Source organism: Caviibacter abscessus (genome assembly GCF_001517835.1).
Classification (GTDB): Bacteria; Fusobacteriota; Fusobacteriia; order Fusobacteriales; family Leptotrichiaceae; genus Caviibacter; species Caviibacter abscessus.
The window spans coordinates 43554-66147 of sequence record NZ_LOQG01000001.1 but is presented as its reverse complement, the minus strand read 5'-3'; the positions used below and the strand labels follow the sequence as shown (position 1 = coordinate 66147).

At 21.4% G+C, this 22594-nt stretch carries 26 protein-coding genes and 1 tRNA gene; all 27 read right to left on the bottom strand.

From position 1 onward, the window contains the following. Window positions 1-5 precede the first annotated feature (5 nt). The 27 genes from AWT63_RS00370 to rplA all read right to left on the bottom strand — a co-directional run bounded on the left by AWT63_RS00370 (window position 6) and on the right by rplA (window position 22583). A complete protein-coding gene (locus tag AWT63_RS00370; protein WP_068267532.1) occupies window positions 6-485 on the bottom strand; it encodes a ribosome maturation factor RimP in 480 nt (159 codons plus the stop codon). Between the two features lie 180 nt (window positions 486-665). Continuing rightward, on the bottom strand, window positions 666-1187 hold the full coding sequence (locus AWT63_RS00365) for a hypothetical protein (RefSeq protein WP_068267530.1): 522 nt from the start codon (window positions 1185-1187) through the stop codon (window positions 666-668). Between the two features lie 30 nt (window positions 1188-1217). Continuing rightward, on the bottom strand, window positions 1218-3710 hold the full coding sequence (locus tag AWT63_RS00360; RefSeq protein ID WP_068267528.1) for an AMP-binding protein: 2493 nt from the start codon (window positions 3708-3710) through the stop codon (window positions 1218-1220). Between the two features lie 144 nt (window positions 3711-3854). After that, window positions 3855-4382 carry a septal ring lytic transglycosylase RlpA family protein gene (locus AWT63_RS06470; RefSeq protein ID WP_068267526.1) on the bottom strand — a complete coding sequence of 176 codons (528 nt, stop codon included), beginning with the start codon at window positions 4380-4382 and terminating at the stop codon, window positions 3855-3857. A gap of 39 nt (window positions 4383-4421) precedes the next feature. Continuing rightward, window positions 4422-6662 carry a hypothetical protein gene (locus AWT63_RS00350; RefSeq protein WP_068267524.1) on the bottom strand — a complete coding sequence of 747 codons (2241 nt, stop codon included), beginning with the start codon at window positions 6660-6662 and terminating at the stop codon, window positions 4422-4424. Next, window positions 6640-7227: a protein kinase domain-containing protein gene (locus AWT63_RS00345; protein ID WP_068449056.1), complete on the bottom strand. Its 588-nt coding sequence runs from the start codon at window positions 7225-7227 to the stop codon at window positions 6640-6642. The genes AWT63_RS00350 and AWT63_RS00345 overlap by 23 nt, the downstream gene beginning before the upstream one ends. Then, window positions 7224-9143, bottom strand: a complete 1920-nt coding sequence (locus AWT63_RS00340) for a hypothetical protein (protein WP_068267520.1) — start codon at window positions 9141-9143, stop codon at window positions 7224-7226. The genes AWT63_RS00345 and AWT63_RS00340 overlap by 4 nt, the downstream gene beginning before the upstream one ends. Beyond that, window positions 9144-9626 carry a hypothetical protein gene (locus tag AWT63_RS00335; protein ID WP_068267519.1) on the bottom strand — a complete coding sequence of 161 codons (483 nt, stop codon included), beginning with the start codon at window positions 9624-9626 and terminating at the stop codon, window positions 9144-9146. It abuts the gene before it with no gap. Between the two features lie 8 nt (window positions 9627-9634). After that, complete coding sequence (locus tag AWT63_RS00330; RefSeq protein WP_068267517.1) at window positions 9635-10297, bottom strand: FHA domain-containing protein; 663 nt, start codon at window positions 10295-10297, stop codon at window positions 9635-9637. Next, complete coding sequence (locus AWT63_RS00325; RefSeq protein WP_068267516.1) at window positions 10275-11060, bottom strand: hypothetical protein; 786 nt, start codon at window positions 11058-11060, stop codon at window positions 10275-10277. The genes AWT63_RS00330 and AWT63_RS00325 overlap by 23 nt, the downstream gene beginning before the upstream one ends. After that, on the bottom strand, window positions 11050-11469 hold the full coding sequence (locus AWT63_RS00320) for a hypothetical protein (protein ID WP_068267515.1): 420 nt from the start codon (window positions 11467-11469) through the stop codon (window positions 11050-11052). The genes AWT63_RS00325 and AWT63_RS00320 overlap by 11 nt, the downstream gene beginning before the upstream one ends. A 21-nt stretch (window positions 11470-11490) precedes the next feature. Next, complete coding sequence (locus AWT63_RS00315; RefSeq protein WP_068267514.1) at window positions 11491-13635, bottom strand: transcriptional regulator; 2145 nt, start codon at window positions 13633-13635, stop codon at window positions 11491-11493. A 181-nt stretch (window positions 13636-13816) separates the two neighbouring features. Beyond that, window positions 13817-14389, bottom strand: coding sequence for an rRNA adenine N-6-methyltransferase family protein (locus AWT63_RS00310; RefSeq protein ID WP_068267510.1), 573 nt, complete (start codon window positions 14387-14389; stop codon window positions 13817-13819). Window positions 14390-14426: 37 nt separating this feature from the next. Continuing rightward, window positions 14427-14939, bottom strand: a complete 513-nt coding sequence (gene ricT / locus AWT63_RS00305; protein ID WP_068267508.1) for a PSP1 family protein — start codon at window positions 14937-14939, stop codon at window positions 14427-14429. Beyond that, window positions 14936-15583 carry a JAB domain-containing protein gene (locus AWT63_RS00300; protein WP_068267505.1) on the bottom strand — a complete coding sequence of 216 codons (648 nt, stop codon included), beginning with the start codon at window positions 15581-15583 and terminating at the stop codon, window positions 14936-14938. The genes ricT and AWT63_RS00300 overlap by 4 nt, the downstream gene beginning before the upstream one ends. 30 nt (window positions 15584-15613) lie before the next feature. Then, window positions 15614-15690, bottom strand: a tRNA-Arg gene (locus AWT63_RS00295). A 68-nt stretch (window positions 15691-15758) separates the two neighbouring features. Then, a complete protein-coding gene (locus tag AWT63_RS00290; protein ID WP_068267503.1) occupies window positions 15759-16769 on the bottom strand; it encodes a type II secretion system F family protein in 1011 nt (336 codons plus the stop codon). Further along, a complete protein-coding gene (locus tag AWT63_RS00285) occupies window positions 16766-17686 on the bottom strand; it encodes a type II secretion system protein GspD (RefSeq protein WP_068267499.1) in 921 nt (306 codons plus the stop codon). Before AWT63_RS00285 ends, AWT63_RS00290 begins: the two co-directional genes overlap by 4 nt. Next, complete coding sequence (locus AWT63_RS00280) at window positions 17679-18221, bottom strand: hypothetical protein (RefSeq protein ID WP_068267498.1); 543 nt, start codon at window positions 18219-18221, stop codon at window positions 17679-17681. Before AWT63_RS00280 ends, AWT63_RS00285 begins: the two co-directional genes overlap by 8 nt. Further along, on the bottom strand, window positions 18214-19116 hold the full coding sequence (locus tag AWT63_RS00275; RefSeq protein WP_068267496.1) for a hypothetical protein: 903 nt from the start codon (window positions 19114-19116) through the stop codon (window positions 18214-18216). The genes AWT63_RS00280 and AWT63_RS00275 overlap by 8 nt, the downstream gene beginning before the upstream one ends. After that, entirely contained in the window at window positions 19113-19589 is a 477-nt protein-coding gene (locus tag AWT63_RS00270) for a hypothetical protein (RefSeq protein WP_068267494.1), read from the bottom strand. Before AWT63_RS00270 ends, AWT63_RS00275 begins: the two co-directional genes overlap by 4 nt. An 8-nt stretch (window positions 19590-19597) precedes the next feature. Next, the gene (locus tag AWT63_RS00265) at window positions 19598-20011 is read right to left on the bottom strand and encodes a hypothetical protein (RefSeq protein ID WP_068267492.1); all 414 of its coding nucleotides are present in this window, start codon (window positions 20009-20011) and stop codon (window positions 19598-19600) included. Then, window positions 19986-20375 (bottom strand): hypothetical protein, encoded by a 390-nt coding sequence (locus tag AWT63_RS00260; RefSeq protein ID WP_068267488.1) that lies wholly within the window; start codon window positions 20373-20375, stop codon window positions 19986-19988. The genes AWT63_RS00265 and AWT63_RS00260 overlap by 26 nt, the downstream gene beginning before the upstream one ends. Next, the gene (locus AWT63_RS00255; protein WP_068267486.1) at window positions 20372-20809 is read right to left on the bottom strand and encodes a prepilin peptidase; all 438 of its coding nucleotides are present in this window, start codon (window positions 20807-20809) and stop codon (window positions 20372-20374) included. The genes AWT63_RS00260 and AWT63_RS00255 overlap by 4 nt, the downstream gene beginning before the upstream one ends. Then, a complete protein-coding gene (locus tag AWT63_RS00250; protein ID WP_068267484.1) occupies window positions 20806-21183 on the bottom strand; it encodes a type II secretion system protein in 378 nt (125 codons plus the stop codon). Before AWT63_RS00250 ends, AWT63_RS00255 begins: the two co-directional genes overlap by 4 nt. A 199-nt stretch (window positions 21184-21382) precedes the next feature. Continuing rightward, a complete protein-coding gene (locus AWT63_RS00245; RefSeq protein WP_068267482.1) occupies window positions 21383-21760 on the bottom strand; it encodes a hypothetical protein in 378 nt (125 codons plus the stop codon). A 118-nt stretch (window positions 21761-21878) separates the two neighbouring features. Beyond that, window positions 21879-22583, bottom strand: coding sequence for a 50S ribosomal protein L1 (gene rplA / locus AWT63_RS00240; protein ID WP_068267480.1), 705 nt, complete (start codon window positions 22581-22583; stop codon window positions 21879-21881). Between the last annotated feature and the right edge of the window lie 11 nt (window positions 22584-22594).

Below are 22594 nucleotides of genomic sequence, written 5' to 3'. Positions count from 1 at the left end.
TTAATTTAAACCTCCATTTCTTTAATATTTTTAAACTCATATATTATTCTTGCATTTTTTAATTTACTATGTGGTATTTTTATTTCTCCTAAAATTTCATCGTTGATTATAATATCGCCATTTTCATAACCTAACAATACACCAATAAAGCTTTTTTTATCCATTACATTACTTTTGGTTTTAACTGTTATTTTATTTCCAGAAAATCTTATAAAATCCTTTTCTTTTTTCAATTTTCTATCTAGCCCAGGACTTGAAACCTCAAGAACAAATTCATTTTCAATTGTACTTTCTGCAATGTTAGAAATAAGGACACTTACTTTTTCGCAATCATCTAAACTTATACTACCATCATTTTTTTCTATGTATACTCTTAAATAATTGTATCCACCATCTTTTACATACTCAACATCAACAACTTCAATATCTAAATCACCAATTATTTTTTGAAATTGTTCTTCAAGTTCAACTAATTTTTCCTCCATTTTTTCACCTTTCATATTAAATTAAAGAGTGGACACGCATTGCCCACTCTCAAAATGTTAATTAATTTTATCATATTTTGTACATTTCTGCAAGCCTAAATGCTCTAAAATCCTCAAACGAAATATACTCACAACACACATATTATCTATTAAATTTACGTATTCTTCAATAATATGCTTTTATTTACTTTTTTTATTGTTTTTTGCCTCATTTTTTATACTTTCTTTAATTAAAGCATCCACAATATTTTTTGTTTTATTTGCTTCCTTAATTTGTTTTTCATCTTTTTTTGTAGCTGTTTTTGTAGTTACAGTTTTATTATTATTTACTCTACTAGTATTTTTTGTCTCCACTTTTGGAACCGTTGCCTTAGCTTTTTCCACTTGTTTTATTGGAGTACTTGTTTTTTCATTTTCTTTTACTTCATTATTTTGTTCAATTTTTTCTTTATTTTGAACATTCTCAGTAACTTCAACTTTCGTTTCAATAACTTTATCATTTTCATTTACTTTAGTATTATCAATTTTCTCATCATTTTTAGTGTAAAAATCTGTTTTTCTTATTTTAAATTCTTTTGTTACATTTTTCGTTTCTATTATTGATTTATTCCTTATATATAGATATTTATTAACAGTCATAAATATTAATACAAGAAATAATAAAAATTCAATAATATAATATATACCATTATTTTTATTCATTTATTCACCTCACCATATATTATTAAAGTATTAATCTTCTAAATATTTTTCAGGTTTAACTCTCTTTTTATATTCTAAAAATATATTGTAGCTTTCTTCAACTATAGTGTCATAAGTTTTACCTTGTGGGCTTACTCTATCCAATGCTTCAATAGTTATTTTTTTAGGTTTAGGAAATTTAGAAAATCTTGAGTAAGCTTCATATGCTCCCTCTATACCTATACATTGAATATCAACATTTAATTCTTTTGATATCATTGCAAATATTTTTTTAAACTGTGATAACTTTCCATTTTTAGTTCTTGTTCCCTCAGGAAATATGAAAACATTATTACCCTGCTTTAATACATTTGAAATTTCTTCAACACTTTGTTTAATATTTTTTTCAATATTTACATTTATTATATTTCCATTTCTTGCAATATATTTCATAAATGGATTTGAAAAATATTTTTCAAGTGCAAGATAAAAAGTTTTGTTATGTATTTTAAATGGTAATGCAAGTGATAATATTAATGCATCAATAAAACTCTCATGATTTGCAATAAAAATAGTAGGTTCATCTTTAATTTTATTGTTATTTTTAATTGAAAATCTAAAATATATTTTAAATAAAATCCAGACTAATGGGAACAATAACCACTGTAGATATCCTAATTTCACTTCTTTATGCGGTGCATTTTTTATGATATTATCCATTTTAATTTCACTATCTGTGAAACTAATTGATTTTTCACTTATATATTCTGCTAAAAGTCTTAATGTTGAATATTTTAAAAGTGTTGTTTCATCTAATTTTAAACTAAAACTATTTTCAATATATGTTAAAAATTCTACTTGATCTAACGAATCTAAACCTACTTCAACTTCAAAGTTTTCATCAGGTCCAGGTTCATTTCCTTTTAATTTTTTTATGTACTCTTTTAATATTTTATATTCTTTTGTATCTGGCTCATTAATTATTTCACGCTTTTCTAATTGACCACTGAAAAGCTCTGGAAGCATAAATCTTCTAAGTTTTCCTACTCTTGTTTTAGGTAATTCCTGTTCTGTTATTTTATAATCCAATATTTTTTCATAATTATGTACATCTGTATTATAAAACTCAACTAAATCTTTAATATGTGTCGAAATATTATTTATTTTATTATCTTTTATGTATTGCATATTTGGAACTATAAGTGCAGAAAGTTTATCATTTTTTCCAAAAATCCCTACTTCTTCAACTAAACCATTACTCATGTTTACAAATTTATTTTCAAGTTTTTCAGGATCAATATTTTTACCATTTGATAATACTATCATAGAATTAGCACGTCCGATAATAGTAATATAACCATCTTCATCTATTTGTGCTAAATCACCCGTTTTAAACCAACCATCAACTGTCATAACTTCTGCTGTTTTTTCGGGATTGTTATAGTATCCTTTCATAACCATAGGTCCTTTTACCCATAGTTCACCATTTACAGTTTTAACTTCTGCATTTGAAACAACTAAACCAACTGTTCCAATTTTATACTTAGGATATATATTCCCAGCTATTACAGGAGCCGTTTCAGACAATCCAAATCCCTCTGCATAATTAAAACCTAATACGTTGAAAAATTCTATCATTTCTATATCAGATTTTGCTCCACCTGCAACAAGTGTACGTAATTTTCCACCAAAATTATCATGAACTTTTTTAAATATTATTCTTGAAAAAGTTCTATTATTTATTTTCTTAGCAATAGCATATATTACTCTTGCAACAATACTGGCGTTTATTTTGTCTTTTATTGATTTGTAAAATAATTTATAGACTCTCGGAACTGCTGACATAAGTGTTATATTATTTGTTTTAAATCTTTTTAATATTTCTTGACTTGTAAGTTTAGGAACTAATACAGCTGAATATTTATTACCACTATAAAAAATATATAAACAAGTAGTCATAAGAGGTAATATATGATGATACGGTAATATTGCTATTACTTGTTCATCATCAAATGTTATCCCAAATGATTGAATGGCTTGTATCTCTCCAATAATATTACTATATGTAAGCATTATTCCTTTTGGATTTCCAGTAGTACCTGATGTATATATCATAACTGCTATATCTTCATCTTTAGGATTTCTTAATACTTCGTCATCTGAATATTCTTCTAAGTTTATTTCATCTAAATTGTACATATTAATATCAAAGTCACAATTATTTACTGCTAATTTAACATTCTCAATTGTTTTATTTGTTGCTATTACTGCTTTAGGTTTTGTATCATTTAAAAAATATAATATTTCTTCTTCTGAACTAAGAGCATCAATAGCTATCGGAGTTGATAATCTATCCCAAATTGCAAAAAAGGAATAAATCCACTCTATTCTATTTTCAGAAATAATCAAAACAAAATTATTCTCACATATGTCTTTGTAAACTATTCTTGAAAAATATTTAACATTATCAACCATTTTATCATAGTCAACTTTACTACCATCAAAGTCCACAATAGCAAGTCTTTTAGATTTTTCTAAAAACATGTTTTTCCCCTATTTTTTTACATTTTTATTAATAATTATATCATCAATTATTAAAAAAAATCAAATGAAAAAAGAGGCTTTAATGCCTCTTCATTAGTCAATTCATACAAAGCTAATATAAATTAGCATTGTCAACCTATTTTTTTACTTTTTAATAATTTCTAACTTAACTTTTGTAACTCCCTTTTGTACACTATCTATTGCACTAAATGCTGCTTTTGTTAAATCAATTACTCTACCTTTTATAAAAGGACCTCTATCGTTAATTCTTACTATAACTGATTTACCATTAGATTCATTTGTTACTTTAACTAGTGTGCCAAAAGGCAATGTTTTATGTGCTGCTGTAAGCAATTTAGTATCAAAAATTTCACCATTTGATGTCTTTCTTCCGTTCCACTTTTCACCATAAAACGAGGCTTTACCGTTCTCATAATGTACTAATTGTTCTGGTTCTTCGGTCTGAACATTTACTGGTTGACTTTTTGTTTCATCCTCTAAGGATTTTTGAATATCATTATCAATAGATGCTGTATCAACTATTTCTTTAATAATACTCTCTTTAACATTCGATGATTGACTACTACTTTTACTTATTTGATTGTCACTTTCAGCAAATATTACTGATGAAGTAAGTGAAAAACAGGTAAGTATAATTAGTAATTTCTTCATTTAAACCTCCTATTAGATGTTTTAGTATATCATACTAAATTATATAATGTCAAATTTTAGACTATTTGAAACGAAAATTTGATCTTTAATTCTATTAATAAATACTACTTCAATGCTTTTATCATACTTGAAAAATATTCTTGTTATACCATTTTCTATAGAGTTCAAATAATTTTGCTCGATATCTACAAAATTTTCATCAATTTCATTATATTTATCAGGAAAATCAATTTTATAAGTTTTCTCTACATTATTTTTTTCATTTTTAATTTTAAAACATAGTTTTTTTGAAGCTGAAATCTTATCAATATAACCAATATTTGAAGTATTACTGTCAAAAACAAGCTCAAATTGTTCTTTAAAATTTTTTGCTAATATAGCAAAATTTATTCTTTCATATTCTATATTAAAATTATATTTAATTTTTCCCAAATTAGTATCTTCTATATATTTTTTTGCTGTTTCTAATAATTGTAGTTCACTTTTTTTGTGTTTTAAATCAAATGATATCATCTTTCCAGGTATAAATTCTTTTAAAATATCATAAAATATTTTTGATTTAATTATATTCCCAATTAATGTTATTCCCTTATATTCATTTAATATTTGTGATAAATTATTAGAAAAAAACATGTTTAAAAAATTGTATATTTCTATTATGAAAACATAGTCTATCTCATATCTTGAAATAATAATCTTTTTTAATTTATTATATTTTTCTAATGCAAAATCAAATTCATATATTTGTTTACTTTCATCATATATGTACTCTTTATATATCATTTCACTCAAATTTCTTATAGTAATATAATTTTTATATATTTTCATATATTCTTTAGTCAACTTATTTTTATTTTTCAAATAATTTGTAGGAAACTTTTCTTCTAAAATATCTGCTTTAAATTGTAAATCAACATTAATTTTATGATAATTACCATTATCAATCATCTGAAATACTTCCTTATTATCATATCTTATATATTTTTCCTCACATATTTTATGTTTTATAATTAAAAAAATCTTATCTATAATTAAGTTATAATTAACATTATTATTTACACTACAAAGGTTTGAATTAACACATATTTCATAATTAATATCTTTTTCAATAATTTCATATCTATTACTTGAAGCTTCGATACAGTCTAAAGTAGAGTTTATAATTAAATATTTTTCAAATGTATAAATTCCATTTTTTATCTTGTTTAAACTTTGCGTAACTACCCAATAATTTATAAAATGTAAATATGAAAAACATTCTATATCTGGATATTTAATGTTTTGACCTATAATGTAATATTTTGAATAATACTTTTTACTATAATAATTTATCTCTTCTTTTAATTTTGACATAAATAACGATATTAATTTACTCTTTTCAATATATTTATTAAAACCAAAATTATCAAATATTCTAATGATTTGTTTATCATTAAAAAACAATTCATTTACATTGTAAATATGCGTTCCTAATATTTGATATTCATATTTTTCCAGTATATTTTTGGAATCCTCAAAATACATTATTTCAATTTCATTCTCATTATTAATTTTATATATGTACATACTAAAATCAAGTGAGAAATAATCACATATAATTTTGTTATCCATAAAAATAATTGGCAATATTTCATCACAAACATTTTTAGAAATAAAGGAAAATTCAGGTATTATTACCTCATATCCAATTATATTCTTAGGTTTTAAATCCATTTCAAAATTATTATATAAATTGAATATAGCTTTAGTTATATATTTATTAAAAAATAACAGTTTAACTACTTCATTTTCAATATTTTTATTTATATATCTTGTTATATTATTATTGCATATATAATATTTAACATATTTATCATTTTTAAAATTATAATCTTTTTGTAAGTAACAAATACTGTATATATAATTATTATTCCCAACTAGTAAAACAATATTTTCACATACATCAATATTTTTATTAATTAAAATAACGTTTCCATCACCTTTTTTTATTTTAATATTTTCGTAAAAAACTATCTTATGGGATATATCAATATCAGTTTCAAAATATCTATGAAATTTTATATTATTATCAATAAATTCTTGTACTCTTATAAAACCTTCATCTATGTATTGATTTATAAAAAATTGATTTTCAATTCCTCTATAATTTAAAATTAAATCAATTAACTCCTTTTTTGTCATATCATTACTATAAACATCAACTAATTTTTCTTTTTCTGCTATTTTATACAAAGCATCATAAGACTTTATTTCTAATTCATTTTTTAAGTAATAACTCATTTTTTAACTCTCTAATTTTATCGAAGTAATCATCAATACTATTGTATGACTCATTTTTTATTTTATATAAAACTGTTTCATTTTTAAAAATATAGTACAAAATATAACTTAAAGAATAAAGATCCGCAATATAGTTATTATTATTTAATTTTGTTGATAAATCAAAATCTAATATATAGACGTTTTTATCGGAAGTTATAAGTACATTTGAAAGTTTTAAGTCATTATGAACTATTTTTATATCATGCAACGACTTTACGATTTTAACTATTTTTATGAATAAAGAAAATTTTTCAATTACATTTAAATATTCAAGCTTAAATTTTGATAGTTCAACACCATTAATTTTTGTAAAATATAAAGTTGTTTTATCTTTTTCATTTTTTAATGCAATTATTGAAGGAACATTTTTTATTTTATTTTTAAACAATATATAATTTATTTCAATTTCATTATTTACAATATTTTTAACATAAGGATAAAGATGTTTGTACTCTTTTATAAATAAATTATTATCAAACTTTGTTGAAGAAATAGTAACAATTTCACCATTTTCAATTTTCATATCCAATTAGACCACCAACTTGTATTTGATTTTTTTATTGCATATGTAAGTTTATCTTTAAGTTTTGAACTTATACTTGAGTCTAAATTAACCTTTTTTGAAAAAGTGATTGCTCTTTGATATTCCAAAATTGCATTAGACCAATCATTCTTTTTCATATATTCATCACCTTTTTTTATACTATTATTTATACTTGATATTATTAATTCCCTATTATCTACTTTGGGAATAGATTTTTTCGTTTTTGTTTCTTCCCAAAGTAGATTTTTTATCTTTTTTATATTTTCTAAATTTATATTAATTTCATTTACTAAACCAATTTTTTTAAGTAAAGTATTAGCTTCTAAATAACACTCTATTGCTGATTTTAATTTCCCTGTTTTGTAATAAAGAACAGCTTCTTCTTTCAATGATTTTGCTCTGTTATATAAAACTTGCTTATCTGCTTCTAAAATATTTATTTTATTTTGAACTTTTTCAGCTAATTCTGCATAATTTAAATTTTCATAACTTTTTAAAATACTTGCATATATTTCAATTGCTTTGTTATAATCACTTATTTCAAAGACTTCTGCTTGTTGTTTTAAATTATTTATTTGATTTTCAATTTTTTCAATTTCATTTTTACAAAAATTTATTTTTTCTTTTAATACAATATTAGCATAACTTTGTTTACCATTTTGTTCATATATCTTCAACATATCCATATATATTTTTAAAGCTACCACGTACTCTCTATTTTCAAAATGTGTATCAGCCTCTTTTTCTCTTTCAGACACTTTTAAAAATTCATCGGTTATTCTAATTCCTTCTTCTATCTCATTATTTAATTTTATATATTCTAATTTATACGTATTATATTTTGATTGTGCTATTTTATATTTATCACTACTTTTTAAGTATTCATTTTTATTAAATAAATTTTTAGCTTTTTGTAAATCATCATTTATATCGGAAATTATGTCCAGTTCTTTTTTTAATTTTTCAATTTTATTTTTATCAGTTTCAATTTTTTTATTTATTGTTTTATTTAAGTATAATGTTTTTGAATTATCTATTTTTTTATATATTATCTCTAAAGTTTCTATGTTTCTTTTGATATTTTGAACATCTATATTTTTTAAATAAATTACTAATTCTTTATTGATAATATCAATTTCATTTTTATATGCTTTTATCCGTAAACTATTTATAAAATAAAACAAACATAAAGAAAAGAAGATGAGAAAAGCAATAAGAAATTTAAAGTATTCCTTTTTAAATACATATTTATTTATAATTTTTGAATTTGGTGTTGTTGAATTAACATTAATTATTACAGTATCGTCTATAAGCGTATAATCTTTATTTTCACAAGCTTTTATACCTTGGATTACAAACTTATCGTCAGTCATTAACTCAAAAGGTCCTAGTATATTCAATTTTAAGTCATCAAGACCTCCAAATGTATTTGTTAAATTATATTTATATACATTACTATTCATTTCCTCATTAGATAATTCATTTTTATCAACTAGAGTTTGTGCAATATTATCTAATTTTGATTGAAAAATAGCTGTATTATCTCTAATAAACGATAACCTTACATTACCTACTGAAACTGCAATTAATGTGTTAAAATCTGAAATAATCACTAATATAGAATAACTTAAATATTTTAAATCAATATTTTTTGACTTATATTCTTTAAATTCATCATCAACTTTGTATACTAATTCTTCTAAATATTTAACGCTATATTCTTGATTTTCATAAAAATTTTTTGCAAATAAATCAACAACAATTTTTGAAATTTTTGTTTTATAAAAATAGTTTACATCTTCAACATATATTAATAAAATGATCTCGTTTAATATTAAATAACCAAAATCACTATTGCTTGACGTTTTAAAATCAACTGATAACTTATCGTCCATTTAAACCTTCCAATTAAAATTTTCACCACAATATCCTATAAATATTAATTTTATTGTATTTAGTTCAATTAAATTATAATTTTCTATTAAAGTAGTTTCATAAATTGCATTTTTATTTAAATAAATGATTTCATTTGTATTTCCTGGAGAAATAACAAAAATTCTTTGTTTAGCATTATACGTAATTGTAAATGAATATTCTGTGCTTTCAGTTAAAATATTTATACCGATTTCATTATTAATAGCAATAAAATTTCTTTGATCTATTATTCTAAAATCTTTTCCTTTTTCAACTCCATCTATACATACTAACCAACCAACTACAGGTTCTATTTTAACTGGCATATATACAAGTGTTTTTTCTTCTTTTTCATACTTTAATATATCAATATTTTTTTCGTTTTTATTATTTATACAATAAGGACAACTATCTGATTTTTCTTCATTAAAAATATGTCCTTTATTACATCTTTTTAGTTTCATTTATTCACCTACATCACTAATACTTGAAGTTTAAAAATTTCTATAATATCTCCACTCATTATTTTTTGAGGTTCAAACTTAATGAGTTTTAATTTTCTTTTATCAGATTTCACAAGTGTTGTTCCATTTTTAGAACCTAAATCTGTTATTAACCAGCTATTTTCTTTTTTTATTATTGAAAAATGTAGTCTACTAATTAATAAATTATTTGTATATTTACTTAAATCAATATCAACTTCGTTATTTTTATTTTTCTTACCTGCTATATATATTTCTTTTGTAATATCAATTTTTTCGGCATCATATCCATATTCATCTTTGATTATTAGTCTAGTTATATTATTTCTTTTAATGAGCAGTTGCTGTTTATTTTTTTCTTTAATACTTTTTTGATATTCAAATCTTTCATCGATATTTTTGTATATATCAGTTACTAAATAATAAAGTTTTATAAATAAGTAAATTTCAAATGAAAATAAATTAAATAAAAAAGCATAAATTTTATTTTTAACAATAAAAAAATATATTATAGATGAAAGGAATATGAGAAAAATAAAAAATAAATCTTTATTAATTTTATTTTTTCTCTTTTTTATGACATGCTGCTTATTATTCGTGTTTAATTTATTAATAAATCTATTAAAATAATTAATCCACGTGTATCTTTTCAATTTTATCAACTACACTTTTTGTCTGTAATTTTTTTTCATCAAATGTTTTCAATATCATTGATAAATCCTGTACTAAAGTAATATTAGTATCTGAAACTGTTCTATTTACATTTAACTTTAAATTAATATATCCTACTAAACATTCTCTACTAATAATTGAATTCATACACAAAAAGGCGAAATTTAAATCTACTGTTTCAATATTAGACTTTGTACACATTAAACTTGACCATTTTTTTAATAACTTAGGTGATATACTTGGATATAGACTATAAGGACAACAGTAATTTGTAGAAATGGTATCTATAGTATTAAATTCGTTTCTATACTTATCAAACTCATGATTTGCTGATTCAATATTAGCGCCATCTCTTAATATAATAGAAAATAATTTAAAATCCTCTTTTAAAATATTATTTTCTTTTTTAAATTCAAAGTTATATATATTTATATAAAACAATTCATCTTCCTTATTTAAAATATTAAAAACTAAGTAATATCTTCCCTCTTCTTTCGGTTTTTCAATAAATTTATCTTCACTTAACCAGTAGATTTGATTATTGTATTTTATTACACCTTTGGATATTTTAAATTTATTCTTATTTTCAATATATTTAACATCAAATCCTGTTATTATTCCATTTGAAGACATACAAAAATTAGTATTTAAAAAATCAAATAAAGTATTACTTACTATATCCATTATTTCTTTTGTCAATATACCATAACGTTTAAATTTAGGAAATTTTATACTATGTTGCACTATATCCACCTTCAATTGCTACTTCACCAATTTTTTCTTTCTTTTGTTTCAATATTAAATTAAAAATACCTGTACCATTTTTAGTATCAAAATTTTCATTATAATCTATAATAAATGCAGTAGATAAACTTATTTTTCTAATTATAGATCCAGCAATTATCGTTTCTAGCGTGCATTGTCTATAACAATCTTGAACTTCTGCCGGAACTAAAGACCAAAGAGCTAATTTTTTAGTATCGTCTTTCTTTTCATTAGTAATTTTCCCACTTATTTCTAACCCTATACTTAAATCTGTAGCTCTTGCATTTGATTCATTAGGCGTATCTGAAATAAATTTCACAGATAAAATACTATCTTTTTCAAGTATAATATCATCATTAGAACCTTTTATTGTCAATCTAAATCCCATTATAATCACCCCCTTTCAAGATTATTCTTTACTGTTTATATTAAGTTCTAAATGTTTAACATCTCCTACAAAACTTAGATTTAAACTACAAGTATTTAATTTATTGTCAATTATATGAGTCATATCATCTTTTTTTGTTAATATCGAATTAATATAATCTGAATTTTTTAGCCATATTGATTTTTTGCTATCAGGAGAACTACTAAAAAAATGATTAATTCTATCTTCTTTAAAATCAGATGTTGTATATCTCAATACTCTTTCTATATATGTGCAGGTTAATGTTTTATATATAGGTTCATAACTATGTTGATTATTTTTATATAAACTTCTTGCCTTATATACACAAATATTATCTATTATTTTCTGATTATATACTGCGTTATCTGATGTAAATATAAATCCATATCCAGCTTCATTTATTCTATTTTTTACATTATTTGTATATCCTGAAATTTCTTTAGGCATAGTTGTCATTATTTCAAAATTATTATCAAATGCTTCAATATTTATCCTTACACCAGGTGTATCAGATAAAACATTACTAAATCTATCTTTTAAAAATTCCGGACATTGATAAGATGCTACTAAACCTGCTGCTACATAACTTGCATCTAAATACATACCATCAATATAGAATTTTATTTCTTGAGTTTTCTTTATGCCTGTATCTAATATATCTAATTTATTACCTAATAAAACTTTAGAATTATTTTTAGGAATCAACGTAAAATTTGGTAAAACTGGAATTACATATTCTGAATACACTTTATTTTCTAATATTTTTGTAAGTTCCATATACTCATCTATCCCGCTTGTTGAAACTTTTTTAAAATTACTTTCTTCATTAGCTACAAAATTAAAAAATAATTGTATTTTATATTTATACAAAATATCTGATAAACAAATTAAAGTATTAAATTTTATTTTTTCTATATCCTCTTTATTTGTTCCTTTAAATCTTTTCTTAACTTCTTTATTAAATGTATGATTATTCATTTCTATATTTGGAAGTATTCCAAACCATACAGTATTATTGAAATCATTTTTATTATTTACCGTATTTAAATATATCTCTAAAGATTTTTTAGAAGATGTATTTATCCAAAAATTTGGGTTTATATTTGTTATTAGCAGTTTAGGTGACATACCTGCATTTTTAGTTTCATATTGTTGAAAAAATAATTTTACACCTATTAATTTTTTTACTAATTCTTTTGCAATTTTTATAAAATCTTCTTGTGAATTTTTGTATATTTCAAGATAATTATTATAATTTTCAACTTCCTTTTCTATAGGTAAATCTGTTATATTTTTGCTAAGTGGTACAAAAGTTCTTGATATTAAATTTGCAATATATGTGCTAGGAAGTGCTGTGTTTTCTTGATAGTCCTCAATAAACATATTTGATAATTCTTCATTACATACCGAGTTTTGTTCTATCTGTATTAATTCACTATTATTACTTATTTGAAGTATTTCTAAACTCCCTTCATTATCTATATTAAGTATTCCTGGTGTTATTCTATTTATTAGATGTTTACTTCTATTATTTTCTTCAAGTAAAATTCTAGTTTTAATATCTTCTATCGCAAGAGGCAATAATGAAAGTATATTATTATAATTTTTTGAAGCATTTTCAAATTTTAAATTTAATTTATCTCCTATTTCTAATCTCGCTGGATCGTTTTCATCATAATTTAAATATTTATTATATAGATAATGAATTTCTTTTCTAGTCTGCCTTATATTCTCAATTACTTTTTTAGGTGATAGTAATTCCAATATATCCTCAAAATTAAAATTAATATTTTTTACTTTATTTGATTTTCTAGTATCTATTAGAGTTAATAACATATTAAAAAATGAATTGTTTTCATTTAACACTATTTTGTTTACTGCCTCATCAGGTATATTTTCAATTCTTTGTAAAGTATAAGAAATCTTATTTGTTTTTGCATCAAAATAACTATATATCGTTGGTTCAAATTTTTCTAAAAATTCATTGAAATTACTAACCAATAACTCTTTATTAATTTCATCAATTTTATCATCACTTAAACTTTCTAAATTTTCAATATCTCCAATTAAAGTTAAAAGATCATTTTTGTTAGGATTTATTTCTTCGAATAATATCGTCCTATTGGTTTGACTTATTTCGCTCATCTTTACCCTCCTTTCGTTTTATTTAGTGTAATTATATATTCAAAATTTTTATTTAAAATATTTTTATATAAAAAAAAGCAAGAATATTTTTAAATTAATCACAAATATTTCTTGCATATAATATATTTTATATTATAAATTTTTTTTATAGTAATAAAGTTCATTAAGTATAATATCAAGTTTATTTTTGACCCTTGACTAAAACAAAATCATCTACGGTCTCTATATTTATAATTTTAAAACAAAATTTCTCAATACTTTTTATTAATTCTTCTTTTCTACTAATTGGATAAATTAAATAAAAATAACCTTTTAATTTTAATAACCTTGATATACTTTGTAAAAGCGTTTCTAAATTCAGAAAAAATTCAAACTTTGAGTATTTTTTTATATTATTATCAGGATATTTTCCACTTCCTAGTTTATAATAAGGAGGATTTGATACAATATAATCAAATTCTCCATTAAAATCTTTTATATCTTTATTTATAACTTTTATATTAATATTATTTGAATTAACGTTATCTAAAAGTCTTTCATAAACTATATTTTGAATTTCAACTGCAACTATGTCTTGAATATATTTAGATAATTTAATACTTATATATCCTGTTCCCGGACCAATTTCTAGTAATCTTTTATTTTCAATTTTATCATTTAGTATGTATTCAGTTAAAAGAATGGCATCTTTTGTTATTTTAAAACTATCATCATATATTTTTATATTATAGTCATCGATTTTTTCAAATTTCATATAAATCCTTTCAAAAAAAAGTCACTATTGTGACTTTTTACCAATATAATTCTTTACCATATCTACCAAAAGCATTTAATATTCGGCCTTCATCATTTGATTTTATTTGATAAAATTCAACTCTTCTATTAAATGCCTTATTAACTTCTCTAACAAGTTCTCTAAAGTCTAACCTATCTTCTGCTGTAAAATAAAAAATCAATTTTTCTTCATCAAAAGTATATTCACCTATTACTAAATTCATTGTAGGCAAAATTCTCTTAACAATTTTTTTACATTTGAAATATGCCTCATCTGCTTTTTTATCTAATATTTCTAATGTTTTAATTTCACTAGGTTCAAGTTTTCTTTTAACTTCTCTTATTTTTATATCTTCTGTTTCAACATCAGTCTGAGAAGTAAATTCTGACTTACTTATTACAACACCTATTTGATCTCCCCTTATTGTTTCAACAATTACATAATCGCCTTTTGAATAATTTTCTTCATCTTGTACAATAAAAGGGTATACTTTTTTTGTTTTCCTAAATCTTATACTTAAAATCTTCAAAGTAATCCTCCTTCTGCAAAGCTAAAATAACCACTTGTACTGATTATAAGATGATCTACTAAATCAACATCTATTAACTTTATTATTTTCTTTATATTTTTCGTTATTTCAATATCTTGTTTAGATGGTTTAAGTGATCCTGATGGATGATTATGCGTTATAATTATATATTTTGCATTACAATCTAAAACTTGACCTATTATATTTCTTATAAAAACAACACTTTTATCTATTGTCCCTTTTGAAATTGTCTTATAATTAATAACTTCGAATGTATTAGATAAAAATATTACATCAAATCTTTCATCTTTTAAATATGCTAAATTGTTTTTTAAAAAACTTACAACATCTATAGTACTTGATGTTATTATATTTTTCTTTTTTAGTTTTGAAAAAAATAAATCTTTTGTATAATCTTTTAATAAAGATAATATTATAGTAAATTTTTTATTAATTTTATTAGTCATAGTGTCTAAATCACTATTACTTGATAATATATTTTGTAAATTTCCATAATAACTCATTAATTCATCTGATTTTTTTTCTACTTCATTGCAATCTGAAATATATAATAATAACTTTAAAATTTCCAAGTCATCTAATGAATCATAACCATTTTTAATATATTTTTCACTTACATTCATCTATTTTTCTCCTGTATGCAAGCAAAATTATGGAGCACCCAAGAGGGCTCGAACCTCTAACTTTTTGTTTCGAAGACAAACATTCTATCCAATTGAATTATGGGTGCATTTATATACAAATAGTAGCATAAAATTGTAAAAAAGGCTATATTTAACCATAACTTTTGCTTTATATTTATTTTATGTCTATATTCTGTCCTATACTAAATAGCGGTAACATTATTGCAAATACTATTATTCCTATAATAAATGCAATAAAAACTATTGATATAGGTTCAAATAATTTTAAGTAAATTTTAATTTTATTTTCAATTCTATTTTTATAAATCATTGATAATATTTTAAAACTTTCAGATAATTTTCCTGTATTACCAGCAATTATTAAATAACTCCTATATTCTATATCAAAAAAAGTTAATGATTTGAATATATCATAAATATCTTCACCTTTTAAAATTTTATTAGTAATTTTATTAATAACTAATTTAAAATGTATATTCTCTGTTTGTAAACATAATTTTAATGAATCTATAATATCAATATTTGATGATAAAGTTATATACATTGACTGACTAAAATTTAATATCAAAAATTCCTTTACCAAAGGTAACTGTAATATAAATTTATCAAATATTTTTTTATTATATCTAATAAATAATTTAGAAAATATAATTAAAATTAAAGGAAAAATTAATATTAAATAATAATACTTATTTATTATTTTACTTGTATTTATAATAAATATAGTAACATTAGGTAATTCTTGATTTAAATCTTCATATATTTCAACAAATTTTGGAATTAGAAAAATCATTATCATTATTAAAATAATAATAGTTACAGATATTACAATTATAGGATAAATCATAAGAGATATTAATTCCATTTTAATTTTATAAATCATATCATATTTTTCATATAATAATTTTAATACTTGCTTTAAATTTCCAGTTTTTTCTGCTGTGGTTATAAACATTAAAAATTCTTTATCATTTGAAATATTTTTAAATGCTTTACTTAAACTATCCCCATTTTCTAGCGATTTTTTTAATTTTAATATTTTATTTAATTGTTTATTCTTAAAATTAAAACGAATAATATTTAAAGTATCAAGTAACTCAATATTTGAATTTACCAAACTATATAATTGTCTTATAAACTCTTTTCTAAATTTATAATCATTCATTGTACTATTGCCTCTACTTCAATATACATCTCTCTTTCAACATTACTACTACTCGTATATGTAAACAATGCTCCAATAAAAGGTATTTCACTAAGAACTGGAACTTTTTGTTTTGACTCTTCTTTTTGTATTTGTGTATTTCCTCCAATAAAAACTGAAGATCCATTTAATACATTTACAACAGTATTTATTGTATTTTTCTTTTTAGATCCCTTTATTTTAAAATTGCTTATTTCTATTTTTAAATTAATTTCAACATATTTTGAAAAAATTTCACCTTTAATTTTAGGTTTTACATCTATAATTATACCTGCTTCTTTTGTTATAGGAGTTTGTACTTCAGATTTCGAATTATTTGTAAAACCTACTAATATTTCATCTGTTATTTTAAATTCTCCATGTTCATTGTCCAAAACTAATATACTTGGTATTGCTTTTATATTTATATCCCCATTCTCTTTTAATGCTTCTATATTTACACCTAATATATCACTACTATTTTGCAATAATTTAGAAAAACTAAAATTTCCACCAGAAATATTTTTTATAATTTCTGTTCCATTAAATTTCCATTTAAAACCAAGTGCATCAAAAAGATTTTTACTCGTATCAATAATAGTTATTTTAATTAGAATTTGACTCTTTTTACTATCAATTTTTTTGATAACATCAATCACTTTTGATATTTCATCTTTACTTCCTTTTAATATTATTTTATTGTCAAGTCCTGTAATTTTTATATCTGTAATATTTTTTAAAATTTCTATAATTTCACTGCTTTGCTTATTTTGTAAAGTATAAATTTCAACATTACTTTGAATTTTTTTTGAAATCGGAATAAATGTATTTTTATTCTCTACAGCATATAATGTGATACAAAATAAATATAAAAAGTATATAATTATATTTTTATTCATTAGCTCCACCACTACTAATGTGCCCTATATTTACAATAAAATTATCGGACATGATATCAAAACTAATTCTTTTTGTATCAATATATTTATCAGAATTTTGAATTAGGTAAATAAATTTACTAAATGATTCTAAATCACCTTTAAATTTAATTGTTAAATAATTTAAACTAAAATTTAAAAAATTAAATATTTTTTGTTCCTTTGTTATCTCTTCTAATATTAAAGAACTTTCTCTAGAAAAGCTATATATAATCTTTTTAAAATCATTTGAACTTATTGAATATGATTTATCTAAATTATTTTTAAACTCATTAATTTTTACTAATTTATTATTCTTATCACTGTCAATTAATTTATATTTTGAATATAAATCTTTTAATTGTATTTCTTTTTCCAAGAATTTATTTTCTAAAATATTTAGTTCGTATATTACCTTATCATACTTTGATTTTTTTATACTAAAAATTATAATAGAAAATATTAAAGTAAATAAAATCATTAAATAATCAACATATTTATCAATATATTTATTCATTATTAATCACCTTTACTCTTATTTTAAATTTTATTCCATACTCTGTATTTAAAAGATATTCTATTTTAGCATTATAAAACTCTGCTTCTATATCACTATAATTATCTGCAATCCCTTCAATAATTATTTCATCATTTACATATTTAATATTTGAATAATTGACATTATTTTTTGATAAATTTAGTAATTTATCAAGTAATATATAAATATTCTTTCTTCCCAATTCTTCCATAAACTTATCAGTATTAGGTAGCCTAGAAATCTCATCTTCCTTACTTATTACATTTTTATTAACTTCATTTATTTTTATGTCAATTTCATTAATTTTATTATTTGTATTTATAACACCATTTTCAATATTTTTAATTTCATACAAATATGAACTAATTAAGTAGCATATAAATAATATAAAAATACAAAAAATTAACGATATATTGCTAAAATTAATATTTAGACTTAACCTATTTTTTATTTTAGAATTTTTACAAAGTTCAAATATATACCCTATACTATCATGATTTATGTATATATGTTCAAATCCATCAAAATCAAAACTATCTGATTTTTTTATATCCAGTTCCTCTATTTTAGAATTTTCAATTTTTATGCTTAATTTATCTCCAACTATCAAGATATCTTTTTTTAGAGACAAAAAAATATCATATAGATAAATTAATTTCTTTGTTGCTAATTTACATTGTTTTAATGCAGCAATATATATTTTTGCATCTTGCTTATCACTATCAAGTATCATAAAAACTTTTTCATTTTCTTGGATGACCAATTGGTCAACAATATTATTTATATCATTATTAATATCACTATAATTGAAAAAATATATATCCCCATCAACATCAAAAAATATTTCATTTATTTTTATATACACATATATCATACTGAATCCTCAATAAATTCAATTTTATTACTATAAGGAATATAAATGTCGCCTTTTATTCTAAATTCTATATTTTCAGAAACTTTAATCAATTGACCTAAAATTTCTTTTTTATATATAACAAGTATTTTTTCATAATTTTCGTTAAAATTTAATGGAGGATAAATTTTTTCATTATTTTTAAAAATATTCTCAATATGATATCCTCCTATACTTTTATTTCCTGAACTTAAATATATCAATTTTTCTTTATTTAGTTCACTTAAGTCAAAATATCCATTATTTTTTGATTGTGACTTTTCTTTTTTTATTATTCTTTTTCTTAGAATTTTTAAATCAATTTTTGTTTGAATAATTTTCGTTTTTTTATTTTTATAAATCACATATTCTATAACTGTTGTAGTAATTACTGCTAATATAAATGATAAAATCATAGCAAATATTAAACTTGAACCTTTATTTTTTTCTTTCATAATCTTCCTTATTCAATCAAAATTTTTCTTTTTATACTTACTTTTTCAAAATCAGAATAAATACATATCATATTATCTTTTTTTACAAATTTTAAATTTTTAGACTTAAATAATAACTCCTTTTTCTTCATTTTACCTGAACTTACATAAATAGAATTATTTATAAAATGAATTCTAAGTGAATCTAAATAAATACTATTATTATTAACTATTATATTTTCACTACTTTTAACTTTATATACTAAATTATCTAATATCTTAATATATTCAATAATTTTTTCATCATTATTTATATATTTTTTTGTATTATTTGCATTTATTAGTAATAGTTTAAACATAGAAATAAAAGTAATTATAAATATAGTAGTTATTATACTTTCAAGTAATAAATACCCTTTATTTTGGGATATAATAATCTTCATATTGGTTTACCTTTATATAAAATATATATTTCTTATCATTATAAAAATAATCTGTTTTCGTTATTAATATATTATAATTTTCACTAACTTTAAGATAATAATCATTATTATCTAAATTAAATATTGAGATTTGTTCGTTAATATTTCCATTGATAGTCTTATTATTAAATTTTTCAATTTTATCATAATTAAAATTTTTAATGTCTTCTATCATATTTAAACTATTAATTTTATTATAATATCTTTCATTTAGCTTATTGTTATTTTTAATAATAAATTGAATTGATGAACTAAGTGGAAATAAAATTACAGACAAATAATATAAAGTTATGATACTTTCAATTAACATTTCACCTTTATTCATAATTTTTCACCTAAAAATATGAAAAATATAAATGTTATGTACATCATTGGAGCAAAAGCAATATATTTTTTATTTCTAAAAAAAACTATCACAATTAAACCTGAAAAAATGTACATAAAAGTATAAAATTTGTATAAAAACTCAAGGGAAACATTACCAAAATACGCACCTATACATATTATAAGTTTTACATCTCCAAGACCTATTATTTCTTTTTTTAAATATTGTTCTACTATTAATAAAATTAAAAATGGAAAAGAAAATATTGATATTCCTAAATAAAAATTTTGAAAATCGTTTTTTAGAAAAGTATTTATAATTGTTATTATTAACATTAAAAATATGAATATATCTGGTATTATCATCTTACGTATATCAGAAATAACACAAATTATAAATAAAATATTAAAAATTATACATAATAATATACTCATTTTATTGAAATCTCTTGATTTGCAAATTCTGTAGGTCCTGTTAATATTGCTGTAATTACACCATCATTATATTTTAGTGTTCCTTTTACTTTCCCTATACTAAAAGAACCATCATTTGATATATTTATATGTTTAATCTTACCATAAGCATTTAAAACGGTATTTATATCTTTAATCTCAGTATTTTCAATTTCCATACTTATAAGATAATTATTCAATTCTGAAACAGCTGCTATAACCTTTGTCTTATTTGCTTGATTAATATATCTATTTATTTTAGGAATTGCAATTGTTGCAAGTAAAGATATAATGCACATTACAGTTATTATTTCAATTAAAGTAAATGCTGAATATTTTTTCTTTTTATATCTCATTTTATTACTCCTTTCAATTTATAATAAATCATATCATATACAAATTGCACTGTATAATTTTATAATTTAATAAAAAATAAAAAAAGAATATAAAAAAAATATACTTTCTTTTTTTATTTGGTTAGAAAGTATATCTTATATGTAACTAATAAATTTTATTCTTTATATAATAGAAAAAAATAAAAGATTAAAAAACTATTTAGTTATAAAGTAAATCTTCAACATCAGATTGGTTCTCAATATTTTGCAATGAAATATAATTTTTTATTTTATCTTTTGTAAGGTTTTGTGTAATAATTATATATTTTTCGTATATAAGTGCATATTCTTTTTCATTTTTATTATTTACATAAATTCCTGTAAAATATATATTATCAAAATCAAATATTAATTTTCTAATATCACTTAATGTGAAAATAATAAAAACTTTATTTACTCCTTCAAGTTTATCAATAACATAATTTACTTTTGATATGCCATTATATATAACTTTCATTTTAGTTTTATCAATTATTGATATATTTTTATTATCAAAATTAAGTTTTAATTCATCTAATACACAAGAATATCCAGACATAACTACACCTCACTAAATGTTTCATTACTAGTTTAACTTGTTTTATATAAATGTCAATATATTAGACTAGACAATCTAAAACAAAAAAAGACTTCCAAATTGAAAGTCTTAATATCTATTAACCTACATATACTCCTACTAATAATGGATCAATTTTTATTCCAGGTCCCATTGTTAATGAAATTGCAACTGTTCTTAAGTATTGACCTTTAGATGTTGCAGGTTTTAATTTTATTATTTGGTTTAAAGCAACTTTAAAGTTTTCAACAATTTTTTCTTTTTCAAAATTAACTTTACCTATTGGTAAATGAATTGAACCTAATTTATCAACTTTAAATGCAACTTTACCTTTTTTAAATTCATCAACAGTTTTTGATATATCAGTTGTAACTGTTCCTGATTTAGGGTTAGGCATTAATCCTTTTGTTCCTAAAACTCTTCCTAATTTTCCTAATTTAGGCATCATATCAGGTGTAGCTATAACTAAATCAAAATCAAACCAACCTTGTTGTATTTTATTTATATATTCATCATCACCAGCATAATCAGCACCAGCTTCTAATGCTTTATTAATATTATCTCCTGAAGTTATTGCTAATACTCTAACATTTTTACCTGTTCCATGTGGTAAAACTACAGTTCCTCTAACTTGTTGATCTGCATGTCTTGGATCTACACCTAATTTAACAGCTAATTCAACTGTTTCAACAAATTTAGCACTTTTAGTTTCAAATATTAAATCTAATGCTTCTTCTGGTTTATATATTTTTAAATTATCTACTTTTTGAGAAATTTCACTATATCTTTTTCCTCTTTTCGCCATCTAATTTTCCT

Bases quoted from the DNA above. Each gene is read 5' to 3' on its own strand.
- AWT63_RS00370 (WP_068267532.1), bottom strand. From the start codon at position 485: ATGGAGGAAAAATTAGTTGAACTTGAAGAACAATTTCAAAAAATAATT.
- AWT63_RS00365 (WP_068267530.1), bottom strand. From the start codon at position 1,187: ATGAATAAAAATAATGGTATATATTATATTATTGAATTTTTATTATTT.
- AWT63_RS00360 (WP_068267528.1), bottom strand. From the start codon at position 3,710: ATGTTTTTAGAAAAATCTAAAAGACTTGCTATTGTGGACTTTGATGGT.
- AWT63_RS06470 (WP_068267526.1), bottom strand. From the start codon at position 4,382: ATGAAGAAATTACTAATTATACTTACCTGTTTTTCACTTACTTCATCA.
- AWT63_RS00350 (WP_068267524.1), bottom strand. From the start codon at position 6,662: ATGAGTTATTACTTAAAAAATGAATTAGAAATAAAGTCTTATGATGCT.
- AWT63_RS00345 (WP_068449056.1), bottom strand. From the start codon at position 7,227: ATGAAAATTGAAAATGGTGAAATTGTTACTATTTCTTCAACAAAGTTT.
- AWT63_RS00340 (WP_068267520.1), bottom strand. From the start codon at position 9,143: ATGGACGATAAGTTATCAGTTGATTTTAAAACGTCAAGCAATAGTGAT.
- AWT63_RS00335 (WP_068267519.1), bottom strand. From the start codon at position 9,626: ATGAAACTAAAAAGATGTAATAAAGGACATATTTTTAATGAAGAAAAA.
- AWT63_RS00320 (WP_068267515.1), bottom strand. From the start codon at position 11,469: ATGGGATTTAGATTGACAATAAAAGGTTCTAATGATGATATTATACTT.
- AWT63_RS00315 (WP_068267514.1), bottom strand. From the start codon at position 13,635: ATGAGCGAAATAAGTCAAACCAATAGGACGATATTATTCGAAGAAATA.
- AWT63_RS00310 (WP_068267510.1), bottom strand. From the start codon at position 14,389: ATGAAATTTGAAAAAATCGATGACTATAATATAAAAATATATGATGAT.
- AWT63_RS00300 (WP_068267505.1), bottom strand. From the start codon at position 15,583: ATGAATGTAAGTGAAAAATATATTAAAAATGGTTATGATTCATTAGAT.
- AWT63_RS00290 (WP_068267503.1), bottom strand. From the start codon at position 16,769: ATGAATGATTATAAATTTAGAAAAGAGTTTATAAGACAATTATATAGT.
- AWT63_RS00285 (WP_068267499.1), bottom strand. From the start codon at position 17,686: ATGAATAAAAATATAATTATATACTTTTTATATTTATTTTGTATCACA.
- AWT63_RS00280 (WP_068267498.1), bottom strand. From the start codon at position 18,221: ATGAATAAATATATTGATAAATATGTTGATTATTTAATGATTTTATTT.
- AWT63_RS00275 (WP_068267496.1), bottom strand. From the start codon at position 19,116: ATGATATATGTGTATATAAAAATAAATGAAATATTTTTTGATGTTGAT.
- AWT63_RS00270 (WP_068267494.1), bottom strand. From the start codon at position 19,589: ATGAAAGAAAAAAATAAAGGTTCAAGTTTAATATTTGCTATGATTTTA.
- AWT63_RS00265 (WP_068267492.1), bottom strand. From the start codon at position 20,011: ATGAAGATTATTATATCCCAAAATAAAGGGTATTTATTACTTGAAAGT.
- AWT63_RS00260 (WP_068267488.1), bottom strand. From the start codon at position 20,375: ATGAATAAAGGTGAAATGTTAATTGAAAGTATCATAACTTTATATTAT.
- AWT63_RS00255 (WP_068267486.1), bottom strand. From the start codon at position 20,809: ATGAGTATATTATTATGTATAATTTTTAATATTTTATTTATAATTTGT.
- AWT63_RS00250 (WP_068267484.1), bottom strand. From the start codon at position 21,183: ATGAGATATAAAAAGAAAAAATATTCAGCATTTACTTTAATTGAAATA.
- AWT63_RS00245 (WP_068267482.1), bottom strand. From the start codon at position 21,760: ATGTCTGGATATTCTTGTGTATTAGATGAATTAAAACTTAATTTTGAT.
- rplA (WP_068267480.1), bottom strand. From the start codon at position 22,583: ATGGCGAAAAGAGGAAAAAGATATAGTGAAATTTCTCAAAAAGTAGAT.